This window comes from Flavobacterium sp. 2, from assembly GCF_049949195.1.
Taxonomy (GTDB): domain Bacteria; phylum Bacteroidota; class Bacteroidia; order Flavobacteriales; family Flavobacteriaceae; genus Flavobacterium.
The window spans coordinates 1,922,568-1,936,205 of the sequence record NZ_CP188206.1; the positions used below are offsets into that span (position 1 = coordinate 1,922,568).

9 protein-coding genes, 1 tRNA gene and 1 pseudogene are annotated in these 13,638 nt (G+C 34.2%); 4 read left to right on the forward strand and 7 right to left on the reverse strand.

Annotation, left to right across the window (positions count from 1 at the left end; genetic code table 11):
* Positions 1-235 precede the first annotated feature (235 nt).
* Positions 236-2,782, forward strand: coding sequence for a TonB-dependent receptor (locus ACNFIH_RS08180; protein WP_426486235.1), 2,547 nt, complete (start codon positions 236-238; stop codon positions 2,780-2,782).
* Positions 2,783-2,948: 166 nt separating this feature from the next.
* A complete protein-coding gene (locus ACNFIH_RS08185; protein ID WP_426486236.1) occupies positions 2,949-3,686 on the forward strand; it encodes a DUF2490 domain-containing protein in 738 nt (245 codons plus the stop codon).
* Positions 3,687-3,851: 165 nt separating this feature from the next.
* On the opposite strand, the gene ACNFIH_RS08190 is transcribed toward ACNFIH_RS08185, so the two are convergent.
* From ACNFIH_RS08190 to era, 3 genes are all read right to left on the reverse strand, one after another.
* Positions 3,852-6,608 carry an outer membrane beta-barrel protein gene (locus ACNFIH_RS08190; protein WP_426486237.1) on the reverse strand — a complete coding sequence of 919 codons (2,757 nt, stop codon included), beginning with the start codon at positions 6,606-6,608 and terminating at the stop codon, positions 3,852-3,854.
* Between the two features lie 121 nt (positions 6,609-6,729).
* The gene (gene der, locus ACNFIH_RS08195; RefSeq protein ID WP_035651868.1) at positions 6,730-8,037 is read right to left on the reverse strand and encodes a ribosome biogenesis GTPase Der; all 1,308 of its coding nucleotides are present in this window, start codon (positions 8,035-8,037) and stop codon (positions 6,730-6,732) included.
* A gap of 330 nt (positions 8,038-8,367) precedes the next feature.
* The gene (gene era, locus ACNFIH_RS08200) at positions 8,368-9,249 is read right to left on the reverse strand and encodes a GTPase Era (protein WP_035652098.1); all 882 of its coding nucleotides are present in this window, start codon (positions 9,247-9,249) and stop codon (positions 8,368-8,370) included.
* A 148-nt stretch (positions 9,250-9,397) separates the two neighbouring features.
* Here era and ACNFIH_RS08205 point away from each other — a divergent pair.
* Together ACNFIH_RS08205 and ACNFIH_RS08210 are read left to right on the forward strand one after the other, a co-directional pair.
* Positions 9,398-9,470: transfer RNA gene (locus ACNFIH_RS08205), tRNA-Met, on the forward strand.
* 57 nt (positions 9,471-9,527) lie between these two features.
* Entirely contained in the window at positions 9,528-9,782 is a 255-nt protein-coding gene (locus tag ACNFIH_RS08210) for a GIY-YIG nuclease family protein (RefSeq protein WP_426486238.1), read from the forward strand.
* Positions 9,783-10,039: 257 nt separating this feature from the next.
* Here the strand turns inward: ACNFIH_RS08210 and ACNFIH_RS08215 are convergent.
* The 4 genes and pseudogenes from ACNFIH_RS08215 to ACNFIH_RS08230 all read right to left on the reverse strand — a co-directional run.
* Positions 10,040-10,156, reverse strand: a pseudogene (locus tag ACNFIH_RS08215) (IS1 family transposase); the annotation flags it as partial.
* A complete protein-coding gene (locus ACNFIH_RS08220; protein ID WP_426486239.1) occupies positions 10,155-10,601 on the reverse strand; it encodes a hypothetical protein in 447 nt (148 codons plus the stop codon). The pseudogene ACNFIH_RS08215 and the gene ACNFIH_RS08220, both read right to left, overlap by 2 nt.
* A gap of 18 nt (positions 10,602-10,619) precedes the next feature.
* The gene (locus tag ACNFIH_RS08225) at positions 10,620-12,134 is read right to left on the reverse strand and encodes an RHS repeat domain-containing protein (protein WP_426486240.1); all 1,515 of its coding nucleotides are present in this window, start codon (positions 12,132-12,134) and stop codon (positions 10,620-10,622) included.
* Between the two features lie 640 nt (positions 12,135-12,774).
* Positions 12,775-13,416, reverse strand: coding sequence for a hypothetical protein (locus ACNFIH_RS08230; protein ID WP_426486241.1), 642 nt, complete (start codon positions 13,414-13,416; stop codon positions 12,775-12,777).
* Positions 13,417-13,638 lie beyond the last annotated feature (222 nt).

Consider the following 13,638-nt stretch of genomic DNA (forward strand, 5'->3'; position numbering starts at 1 on the left):
ACCCTATCGATTTAATAGAATTTGTATATATTTGCCAAAAATAATTAACAAACCAATTACAAATTTTTAACTCATGAAAGAACATTTCAGTTTATTAGGCGTAACCAAAAGTCTTTTGCAAACAAATTCCAATAGTCAGTTCAAAACTGCAAAAAGCATTTCCTGTATGATGTGTATGTGTTGATAAAAAAAATTTTATTATAAACTCTACTAATCATATATACTTAATATAAAAATGAAAAATTCGATTAAAAATATACTTACAATATTATCTGTTTTAACTTTTTCAATCTCATTTGCACAAAAAATAGAAGGTGTAGTTAAAACAACTGAAAATACTCCATTAGAAGCTGCAAATGTTGTAATTAAAGGAACTACAATAAATACAATTACTGACGCTTCAGGAAAATTTACTATCGATACTAAAGGAAAACTTCCAGTAACACTTTTAATTCAATATGTTGGTTATAAAACTACCGAGTTAGAAATCGATGATTTGCCTGCAACTCCATTACAAATTGTTTTAAATGAAGAAAACGCTCTTGTTGAAGTTGTTGTTTCTTCACGACGCAGAATCGAAAAAGTTCAGGATGTGCCAATTGCAATTTCTGTAATTACAGGAAAACAAGCAGAACAAACAGGTGCTTTTAATGTTAACCGTATTAAAGAACTTGTTCCTTCAGTACAACTTTATTCTTCAAATCCAAGAAATACAGGAATCAACATTCGTAGTTTAGGTTCTCCATTCGGATTAACAAATGACGGAATCGATCCAGGAGTTGGTTTTTATGTTGACGGTGTTTATTATGCACGTCCTGCTGCAACAACTTTAGACTTTATTGATGTGGAGCAAATTGAGGTGTTACGTGGACCACAAGGATCATTATTTGGAAAAAATACAACTTCAGGTGCTTTCAATATTACTACCAGAAAACCAAGTTTTTCTACAGGAGCAGATTTTGAAGTAAGTTATGGAAACTACAACTTTTTACAAGCTAAAGCATCGGTTACTGGAGCTTTAGGTAAAAAAGTTGCTGGAAGAATCTCTTTTTCAGGAACACAAAGAGATGGATTAATTGACAACGTAGCAACTGGAAGACCAACAAATACATTAAACAATCAAGGTATTAGAGGTCAATTGCTTTGGACTCCATCTGTAAATACTAATATTATTTTAGCAGCAGATATTACAACACAGCGTCCTGATGGATATGCACAGGTTGTAGCTGGTGTTGCTCCTACTCAAAGAGCCGCTTACCGCCAATTTGATGCTATTATCAAAGATTTAAATTATCAATTACCAAGTTTAAATGCTTTCGATCGTAAAATTGATCAAGATACACCATGGCGTTCAAATCAGGACATGGGAGGTATTTCACTTAACATTGACACAAAAGTTGGACCAGGAACATTAACTTCGACTACTGCTTGGAGGTTCTGGAACTGGGATCCATCAAATGACAGGGATTTTACAGGATTGCAAGTATTAGCAAAATCTCAAAACCCAACAAGACAAACTCAGATAACTCAAGAGGTTCGTTATGCAGGTCAATTAACTTCTAAAGTTAGTGGTGTTGCGGGAGTATTCTTTATTGATCAAACTTCTCAAACAGATGGTACAGAAGAATCTGGAAATGCACAATGGAGATTCGCACAAAGTTCTACTAGTCCATTATGGAAAACTCCAGGTCTTTTTGAAGGTTACGGAATCAAAACTGATGCTAGAATCAGAGCTTCAAGTGCAGCAGTATTTGGACAAATTGACTGGGCAATTACAGAGCGTTTACATGTTTTACCAGGTTTAAGATATAACTTTGATAAAAAAGATGCTCATTACAGCCGTTTAACTTACGGAGGTTTACAAACAAATGATCCTGCGTTGATCGCTTTGAAAAAATCAGTTTACTCTGATCAGGCTTTTGACTCAAGTACAGACAATACCGATTTCTCTGGAAACTTAACATTGACTTATAAAGTTACAGACAAAATCAATGCTTATGCAACTTATGCGAAAAGCTACAAACCAGTTGGTGTAAACGTTGCTGGACTTCCTACAGATTCTAAAGGAAATCCGTTATTAGATCTTGCTGTAATCAAACCTGAAAAAGTAAATCATTATGAAGTTGGAGTAAAAACTTCTCCATTTAAAAATTCGATTTTCAACTTGACGTTCTTCAATACAGATATTAAAGATTTCCAAACAAACGTTCAGGCTGCTGAATTAGGAGTAAACCGTGGATACCTTGCTAATGCAGACAAAGTACGTGTAAGAGGTGCAGAATTAGATGCAAGTTTCGTATTTAGCTCACATTTAACAGTAAATGCTGCTGCAACTTATACTGACGGAAAATATGTGAAATTTACAAATGCGCCGCTTCCACTAGAAGAAACTGGTGCACCGGTATCTTTCAAAGATGTTTCTGGAACTGATTTGCCAGGAGCTTCAAGATGGGCAGGATCATTAGGCGGAGAGCTTTCAGACAATGCAACATTCTTTGGAAATAGAGGAAAAATATTTGTTGCGGTTGATTCTTATGCACGTTCTGAATTCTCTTCAAGCCCTTCGGCTTCAAAATATTTAGTTGTACCAGGATATGCTATTTTCAATGCACGTTTAGGTTTCCGTGCTTCTCAAGGACTATCTGTTCACTTCTGGGGACGCAACTTATTTAATAAAGATTATTATGAGCAGTTATTACCTGCTGGTGGTAATGCAGGGCAATATGCAGGAGTCATTGGTGATCAAAGAACTTACGGAGTTACTTTAAAATATTCTCTATAAGCGATTAAGTTAGTTTGCTTAAATTATTAGAGCGAGGCAAGTTTAAAAAAACTTGCCTCGTTTTTTTATGCTTTGAAATCACAAAATAGTATTGAAACCAAATTTTAATCTGCACTGAATCAACTCTGCTTTCTATATATTCGCAGCCTGAATTTATGGAGATTAGATGAAGTTTTTTAAATTACTGTTCCTACTTGGCTTAATTGGCACAAATTTATCAGCGCAAAATGAAAAGAGAACCGACCAGCAGACTTTAGCCTGGATTCGTTATTATAACATTTTGCCTTTATCCGAAAAATGGGCACTTCATTCTGAATTTGATAATCGGGCTTTTTTAAATCCGGTTCATGAAAATCTTTTTGTTATCCGGGTTCAGGGTCGATACCGAGCAAGCAAACTTGTCGATTTAGGCGGCGGACTTGCTTTTTTTAATGTAAATACCCAAAATCCCAATATTGATCCTGATTTTTCAATTCCAGAATATCGAATTCAGCAAGATATTACTTTGATTAATGATATTGGAAAAATCACTTTTCACAATCGATTTCAGCTTGAAGAACGTTTTATCGAAAAAGCTTCAAGAACAGAATTTCTAGCTGATTTCTCTTTTGCCTTAAGATTCCGATATAGATTGCAGTCGACTTTTGATCTTTGGAAAAAAGAAAACAGAAGCTTAAAAGGCACCATTTCTGACGAAGTTATGTTCAATTTCGGAAAAGACAATAAGCTGAATACATTCGATCAAAACAGATTTTACGTAGCACTTCGCTATCATTTTAATCCAAATATCGGACTAGAATTGGGTTATCTAAAAAACTTCCAAAGACGCGCCAGTGGTGTAGATTTTTATGACAGGGATATTATTCGTTTTACTGTTTATCATCGAATAGAAAAGAGGTTCTAAGGTACTAAGGCTTTATATGAAGTGATAAAAAAAGCGTATAAATCAAACTTTATTTGATTTATACGCTTTTTCAAAACCTCAGCGCCTTAGTACCTTAGAACCTTAGCATCTTAAAAAAAGCCTTAAAGAGACGCGCCAACACACGTCTCTTCAGAAAGACAAAACCTACTCCTCTCTTTCTCGGCCTCTTCTCTTACCCTTTTCATTTCCTGCAAAATTTCCAATTTTGTAGGCCAATGAAAACATGATATATCTTTTTAAAACGGTATTTTCTTCATCTCTGATTGATGTTGCAGAAATCGTTCTGGTAGCACTTAGATTTTGATTCAAAACATCATACACTTTCACTTTTGCATAAAGTTTTTTATCCAAAAATCCGTAAGACAAACTCGTGTTCCATAAATAGAAGTCCTTTTTGAAATCACTCGAAATATTAGAATTATAAGTGTATCCAAAGTCATTACCGAAAATCAATTTACCTGGCCAGTAACTCGTTGTTTGTAAATTAATTCGGTGTACAACATTTGAAGTTGCATCGCGCGTGTAGTTTTCATATTTTGTTTCATTGTATGACAAACTATATGATGGCGCAATTACAAGCAATTCTCCATATTCATATGACAAATATACTTTTGGCGTTACTGCAGTACCTTTTGCATTGTACATAACTCCATTTGTAAAGCCTTTATCAAAATTATATGTTCCGTTCAACTGTAAACCATATCTAAACGTATTTGCATCTTTTTTGATTGACTGATTCCAGTTTCCACCAACAGTAAAAGTGTACGTATCTGATATATTCACATACGTTGTCGTTCTTTTTCCGCTGTCATCATAAAATGAAGTAGAAGAAATATCATTAGAATAATAATCTCCTCTTGCATACACGCTGTAACCAGAACGTGTTCGGAAATCAAAATTTCTGAAACTAAAATTTGCACTGCTTTTTTCTATTGGCGTCAAATTCGGATTTCCTATAATCGTATTCAACGGATTGCTCAAATTTGCAACAGGCAATAAAAAGCTCGAAGCCGGAAGCGCATTCGAATAATCGTATTTAAAAGTCATATTCTTTGAACGACTGAACTTATATCGAAATTGAGCCGTCGCATATGGTAAAGCATATTTCTGATTCAAATCGGTAGGTTTTCCCAAATAAAAAGCATGATTATCATAATCAATAATCGAGGTTTTTGTATCCAGATTTATCGTGTATTTGTTCTTTTGAAGCGTAATTCCAACTTTTGGGCTCACCGAATTTTGTTTCGACGTTGTATAAGTCGTTAAAGACTCATTTACTTGAGAATACGATTGTGTATCAGCATCATAATCAAATGTTTTTTGATCTTTTATTTCGTTTTGCCAATCAAAATCAGAACCAAATCTGATTCTTAAAGAATCTGTAATCGGTTCCGTATATTCAATATCTAACGAATAAGCATCATTGACATTATCATTTCTTGTCGTCTGATTTCGTTTATCATTTGGTTTATTATCCTGATAAAAAATTGTTTCTGAAACATTCAATGCATCCGTAATAGCATCTGTATTATTATTATCAAAAACGAAACTCAGATTACGATTTTTCTTCTCAAATGCTTTATTGAAATTTAAAGTATTGGCAAAATTAGTCGTTGTATTTTCTCGGCGAGAAACCGCTGTACTTTCGTTTAATGCTTGGCCATTTTCATCTTGAGAAGAACTTGATGAATCTGAATCACTATCAACTCGTGTTTGATTGAATTTTGGAGTAAAAACAATTCGCGTACTCGGATCAAGTTTGTATTCAAACTCAAAATTGGCTTTATTTCCGGTATTTTCAGTTCTCGTTTTGGCATCTGATTCCGTCAAAATATTTCCTGTCGGCAAAAAGCTCAATTGATTCGCTTTGCTGTCATTGTTAGTTATATTATTTGAAAAATTATAACTACCTGAAGCCTGAAAATCCTTAAACCATTCATCAGAATAATTAATTCCAGCCAAATTTGACTGAATAATTCCTTTACCACTTGTAGTACTTCCTTGATTGGCATTATTATTTCGTCCACCTCCCATATTGTCAAAAACATCATCCATTGAAAAACCGGTCGAATTGATATTATTAGAAGAAGCCAAAACGCTAATTTTCTGATTATTATTGAAGAAATTCATAATTAGACTACTTTCATAACGATCATCAGAACCGTAACCAGCAAGCGCTTTTCCAAAGAAACCTTTGTTTTTCTTTTCGTCAATCGTGAAGTTAATAGAGGAATTATCTGAACTTGATTCCTGTTTTGCCAGTTCTTCTTTCTTGGTTTTAAAATCTGAAACCTGAACTTTTTTAATGATTTCGGCCGGCATATTTTTCAATAACATCTGCCCGTCTTTATCAAAAAATGCTTTTCCGTTGACTAAAAACTGAGTGACTTCCCGCCCATTTACAGTAACTTTTCCGTCATTATCAACATCAACGCCGGGCAACTGTTTTAATAAATTTTCGACATTGGCATCTGGCCTTACTTTAAACGCCGAAGCATTAAATTCTAAAGTATCTTTTTTAACGGCAACTGGTGGCGCTTCAGTTTTAATGACAACATTTTCCAAAGCATTAATATTTTCGGCCAAATACAATTTCCCGAAATCCTTGCTTTCAACAAGTTCTTTCTGTTCTTCAACAAAAGTCTGATATCCCATATAATTGACTTTCAAGAAAACAGGTTTGTTGATTTTTTTTGTATTTATTCTGAAAACTCCGTTTTTATCAGTAGTAGCATATTCGATTACGGCAGAATCTTTAACGGTTGTAAAATATACGGTCGCCATTTCAAGCGGAACCTGTGTGTTAAGATCAACAACAGTTCCTTTAATGATAATATCATTTTGCGCATTGGCAGCGACACAAAAAAGAAAAAATAATAAATAAGAAAAATACCTGGTCATAATTGGTTGGTTAGAACTATTAAGACCTGAAAGCAACTTAAAGGTTTAATTATAAATATAACATTTACTGCGTATTTTGTTTAGAAGCAAAAAAAATCCCCTTTTTACAGGGGATTCAGTTTTATTTTTCTCTGATATAAATATCAATCGGCACTCCGGCAAAGTCCCAATTTTCTCTAATTTTATTTTCAAGATATCTTTTATATGGTTCTTTAACATATTGTGGCATATTGGCAAAAAACACAAACTGTGGTGTTGCAGTTGGCAATTGCATACAATATTTAATTTTCACATATTTACCTTTTGTCGCTGGCGGCGGATATGCCTCAATAACTTTCAACATATATTCGTTGAATTTTGAAGTAGCGATTCTTTGTTTTCTGTTTTCAAAAACCTGAACTGTAGCTTCCAATGCTTTCAATAAACGTTGTTTTGTCAATGCCGAAACGAATAAAATTGGCACATCTGTAAAAGGCATTAATTCTTTTTTGATTTTCTCTTCGTAATCACGAGTTGACATGGTATCTTTTTCTACCAAATCCCATTTGTTTACCAAGATTACAACACCTTTTCGGTTTTTCTCAGCAAGCCAGAAAATACTTTGATCCTGACCTTCAAATCCGCGGGTTGCATCGATAACCAATATACAAATATCTGCATGCTCAATTGCTCTAACAGAACGCATTACAGAATAAAATTCTAAATCTTCTTTAACTTTTGCTTTACGACGGATTCCCGCAGTATCAACTAAATTAAATTCAAAACCAAAACGGTCAAATTTTGTATCAATTGCATCACGAGTTGTTCCTGCAATATCAGTTACAATATATCTATCTTGGCCAATCAAAGCATTAATAAAACTAGATTTTCCTGCATTTGGGCGTCCTACAACTGCAAAACGAGGCAAATCTTCCTTAACCTCAACAACTGGTTTCTCTGGAAACGCATCAATTAAAGCATCTAATAAATCTCCAGTTCCACTTCCTGAAATACTTGCGAAAGTGTAATAATCTCCTAAACCAAGATTATAAAATTCAATCGCATCTTTTTCACGCATTGCGTTATCTACTTTATTTACAGCCAATAAAACCGGTTTTGTTACTTTACGCAACAATTTAGCCACCGTTTCATCCATTGGTGTAATTCCTTCTTCAACATCAACAACAAAAATAATAACATCGGCTTCGTCGATAGCAAGCTCCACTTGTTTACGGATTTCACCTTCAAATACGTCATCAGATCCGCGAACGTATCCACCCGTATCAATAACAGAAAACTCTTTTCCGTTCCACTCGCTTTTACCATAGTTTCTATCACGGGTAACCCCAGATACTGAATCTACAATAGCTTCTCTTCTTTGTATCAGCCTATTAAAAAGGGTCGATTTCCCCACATTAGGTCTTCCTACTATCGCAACAATGTTATTCATTTTTTTGAATTTTAGATCTCAGATTTACAATTTCAGATTTCGTTTTTGACTAAATCACAATAAATTATAAACCAAAAATGCTTTATTTAAATTTTTTGCAAAGGTAGTTAAAAAAGTGACTAAGTCGCTATCCCGATAGCTATCGGGACTAAATACCTAAGTTTTTATCTTTTTCAGGAGCTATTTCCTGCTATCCGTTTCAATCTTTTATGCCGCTAAAGAAGCGCCACAAAAGGATTTCCACTTCTATCAGGGCTAGGGCATCTCCGTTTCAAGAATATTTTCGTTTTTACGATTAAACAAATCAACGATTAACCGATTCAACAAAAACTACTGATTATACCCGAATCGTTTCAACATATTGGCATTGCTTCTCCAGTTTTTATTCACTTTTACGTAAAGCTCAATGTGAATTTGTTTTCCGAAGAATTTCTCTAAATCAGCACGGGCATCGGTTCCGACTTTCTTCAAAGCTGCACCTTTATGACCAATAATAATTCCTTTTTGTGTATCACGTTCCACCATAATTACCGAACGAATTCTGATAATTTTTTCGTCTTCGTGAAATTCTTCTGTCACGATTTCAACCGCATACGGAATTTCTTTACTGTAATTCAATAAGATTTTCTCACGGATTGTTTCGTTAACAAAGAAACGTTCTGGTTTATCTGTTAATTGATCTTTTGGATAATAAGCTGGTGATTCTGGAAGTAATTCGATAATTCTTCCGAAAACTTCTGGAACATTGAAATTCTGCAAAGCAGAAATTGGGAAAATTTCAGCGTTTGGTACTTTTTCTTTCCAAAAAGCTACTTGCTCTTCTAATTGTTCTTGGTGCGAGTTATCAATTTTATTTAAAAGAAGTAAAACCGGAATTTTAGCATGAATGATTTTATTAAAAAAAGCTTCATCTTTTAAATCCTGCTCGCCTATTTCGACCATGTAAACTAAAATATCAGCATCTTCAAAAGCCGATTTTACGAAATTCATCATCGATTCCTGCATTTCATACGCCGGTTTTATAATTCCAGGAGTATCTGATAATACAAGTTGAAAATCTTCGCCATTTACAATTCCAAGAATTCTATGACGTGTAGTTTGTGCTTTTGATGTAATGATGGACAATCGTTCTCCAACGAAAGCGTTCATTAGTGTCGATTTCCCAACATTTGGATTCCCGATGATGTTTACAAAACCTGCTTTATGTGACATTTGCATAATATTTAATTTTACTGCGTACAGTTCGACCTATCGGTCTCGAGTGCAAAGGTAGTCATATCAACTCAATACAGAAAATAAAACATTTTTTAAAGTTTTCGTTGGATTTCTCAAAAATCGGCGTATCTTTGCACCCGAACATCGCGGGATAGAGCAGTAGGCAGCTCGTCGGGCTCATAACCCGAAGGTCACAGGTTCGAGTCCTGTTCCCGCTACTAAGTAAAAACACCACTTCAACAAGTGGTGTTTTTTTGTTTATAACATTTTGTATTATGGAAGAATTTGTAGTTTACATTCTTTATTCTGAAAAATTCAATAAAAATTACACAGGTTATACTTCTAATCTAATTGAGAGATTCAAATCTCACAATCTTCTTGGAACAAAAGGGTACACTTTAAAATTTAGACCTTGGAAAGTGATTCATGTCGAATTTTTCAATTCAAAATCTGAGGTAATGAAAAGAGAAAAATATTTAAAAACAGGAATTGGAAGAGAATTTATTAAAAATCTAATTCTTAACATTTAGCTCTTCGGGCTTATATCCGCCGCGGCGGACACAGGTTCGAGTCCTGTTCCCGCTACTAGTAAAAACTAAAAGCCTGAAAAATCTAGATTTCTCAAGCTTTTTTTATGGTTCGAAAAATCTTGTTCCATTTATTAAAAATAAAAACCTCTAGTATTTTCAGGGAAAATTGGTTCGAGTCCCATTAAGTCAAACAAAAGACTCAAATCCAATTAAACTCATATCCAAAAGTAAATTTTTAAAACAGCAATAAAAACTACTCAACTTTTACTGAAGCAGATTGTTCTGCGGTTTAGTCTTTTTAAATGAGTTCTGAGTGTCAAATTTTTTCTTTCAACACGATTTGTTCCGAAACGTTTAACAGAATGCAGTTTTTTATATCAATCCCTTTTCTTTAAAATAATTTTCTAAATCTTTTTTAAAATTTACCAAATCGAAGTCTTTAAATTTAGATTTCATCGTGTCTATAATTTCCAATGATTTTAAAATTTCTTGTACCAAATATTTTTTTGCTTCGTGCTCGGAAGCTATTTTAATTATTTCAAAATCTAATTTTAAATCAAATTCCAAATATTTTTCAATATCATACTCAAAACCTTCACTTTTTACATGTTTTTTATCTTTTGTATACCTTGGTCTTCTTGGTTTAAAAAAAGCTTCAAGGCTAGAACTAACACAAATAATTCCTACAAATATATTCTGTAGACTATCTCCATATTCTTTTTTACTAAAATAATATTTTAAATCGTTCGAAAAATCAGTTAAAAAATTTGTTTCTTTTACAATGTCTGCTGAAGTATATTGAACTAATGCTAGTTTCATATTTAATTTTAATTTTAATTATCTAAAAATTGGATTTCCTGGAGGTCTTTCACCATGCAAAAAATAATACCCATAAATATAATATTTTTCTTGAATCAATATTTCCATTTGATTTCCTCCAGGTGGAAGTGGATTCATTTTTAATCCTTTTTCTTCAAGTCCACTCTGCGAATACCTAGCAAATCCTTTAGTAGTTTGACCGTACTTCCATACATCACCAACATTAAGCAAAATCGTGCCTCCAGTGTTTAAATTCGGATAATAATCATTTTTTGTTGCTACTAATTCATAAACAAACCCCGGAGGTCCTAAAGTTCTTTGCTTTATTCCTTCAATTTCACGAGTCATTTTATCAATATAATCACCTGAATAAAGATAAGCTCCAGCTACGCCACCCGCTATTCCATATCCTACCCATTTAGGCCAGGCAGCATCTGTTGGATCAGGGATTGATCCATCCAAAGCTATCCATGACAATGTACCTTCTGCCAAGGTAGTTAATGTACCTTCTGTCAAGGTAATTCCTGTACCTTCTGCCCATGTAATTCCAGCTGCCGTTGCAGGTAAAGCTCCCGTAATTCCTAAAAGTGAATTATCAGTTTTTGGACTAACCGCGGGTGCATTTTGGATAATACCAGGAATATGATTTTTCGAATCATCATAACCCCAATCAGTAGTTACAGTTGTGCTAAAACTAATTCCTGCATTATTGGATGCGGCATTCCAATCTCCAGTTTTAGAATACTCAGCATACGTAGCACCAAAATGTGCAACTCCCGCCCCAATTAATACAACCCCAAGCCCCGTTCCAACTCCAGTGGCAGACAAAACTGTTCCAGCGGCTATTGCGACTCCTGCAATTATATCATTCCAATTAATTTTAAACTCCCCACTAGGATCTGTGTATTTTAGAGGGTTATTTAGTACATACCCATAACGATTGAAGTTTTGAGTATTACTAGAATCTTGTACGTAATTGTCTGGTTGCAGGAAACGGTGCAGCTTAGGGTCATACAAACGTCCGTTCATGTGTATGAGGCCAACACTTTGCAAATGTTCATGCCCTGTATAGCCTCTATCAAGAATAGTAAGACCGTTTAATATGTTACCAGAACCATCCTGTACTTTTACAATCGCACCCCAGGCATCAAACTGCCTTTTTTCTAATATGGCTCCCGTCTCATTGGTTATAGCCAAGATACTGCCTTGATAATCCCTATGCAAATATAGAGTTTGTTCTTGTATAGCTCCTATACTGTTATATGTTTTTTTGTATACAACCGGCGCAGAGTATCCATCACCAGCTATATAATTTACGAACTCGATCGCTCCTGTCTGGGTATTCTCTTTAATCTCCATAGAGCCATCGGCACTATAATGCTTGCGGTAGATTCGGGTTTCTTTAAGTCCTAATCCCCCATAAAACATAATACTACGATTGTTGCTGGCATTGTAAACAAAGCTTATTTTGTCTTTACCATCTTCCACTATTTCTACAGGACTTTTAAAAGCATTATAGCTAACCGTCTGCAAGGGTTTGTTTTGATAATCCGATAAGGCCGAAGCAGTTAGAGTTATCGAGGTGTTTTGGTATTTTTTATTTGAATTGGCATAATTATAAGTTCCTACTGTATTAGATTTAATACGGCCATCGTCTTCATAGGTCTGATTTTCTTGCACACCTTGTGCATTAGGGTATTGTGTAAGTCGGTCCTGGCTATCATAATCGAAATTTTCTGTAACATTTCCAAAAAGACTGTTTTTACGCCACTTAAGGTTGCCTCGCTGCGTGTCAAAATTGGTACCTAATTCCATAATGGTGGTCATGCCTAGAGTGTGCTTCATATTAGTTACATAACCGTAACCGTCATATATGTTATCGATAGCTATTCCATTACCAAGTACCGCTTTGGTCAGTTGTCCTTGAGCATTTACCTCAGTCGTTTCCCAAAAAGTTTTTGTCTTTTGTCCATTTTTTATTTCGTATATTTTATATAAAAAGCCATTTTTATACTCATTTTGAGTAGCAGATAGACTGGTTTTTCCGTTTAAAGATGCCGTTTTGGTTTCTTTTTCAACCCTGCCCCTCGCTAGCGCGAGCGTCTCGCTCGTGAACGCAAAGTATATTCACGAGCGAGACGCTCGCACTAGCAGAGGAGATCAAAATTATAATTTAGTTTAGCCAATATTCCAATTTCATTTCTGAGTAATAAGGTCCATAAGAAATTTGGACTTCTCTATTTCCTGCTTTCGGAATTAAAAATGAGACTTTCATTTTTCCAATTCTATTATCAATCAAGGTCAAAATTTTCACATATTCTTCGGATACCACTCCTTCTTTTTGAGCCATTTTCAATATTTTCCTTGATTTTCTTATTGTTCTTTGGGTAGGTGAACATCCAAATACCACTTTATATTTCCGTGGGTTAATGGAGTCTAAAGTCTTTTTATTGAGAGCCGATTCTATAAAATCTTCATAATCGTTGAAACTTGACCCTATTTCTTGAGCGTCATTTTCATAAGAAAATATATGATTATTATCGAAAAGAAAATCTTCATAGATTCCATATTTTCTTTCCGAAAAATTATATCCCTCAACTATTAAAATTGTTGAACTTGTTGTATCAATTCGCTTTTGAGTTTGGTAATCTTCTCTTTTTGAAATCAATAAATTAAAATACTTAATTTGCTCTGGTTTTAGTTCCCTCTTTATTGAGTCGAAAGTTTTAATTGTAATTTCATTCCAATTCTCTTTTTTTTGTGCAAAAGACAGAATCGAAGTCAATAATATTAATATTGGGACAATTTTTCTCATATGGCTATAACATTTATATGATTTGCTTGATAGAATGCTCTTTAAAAAAGATTAAGCAAATGTCTCTCGCTTTACGCTTTTCCAAAAAATATATTCAAAAAATGTGCCTTTCATAAAGCCTCTGACTTTAAACAAAACCTCTTGGCAATTTTTATAATATCTAATCCTAACAGCATAAAGATATTACTATAAAAGTCAGAGACTTTTGAGGAGTATTTTATT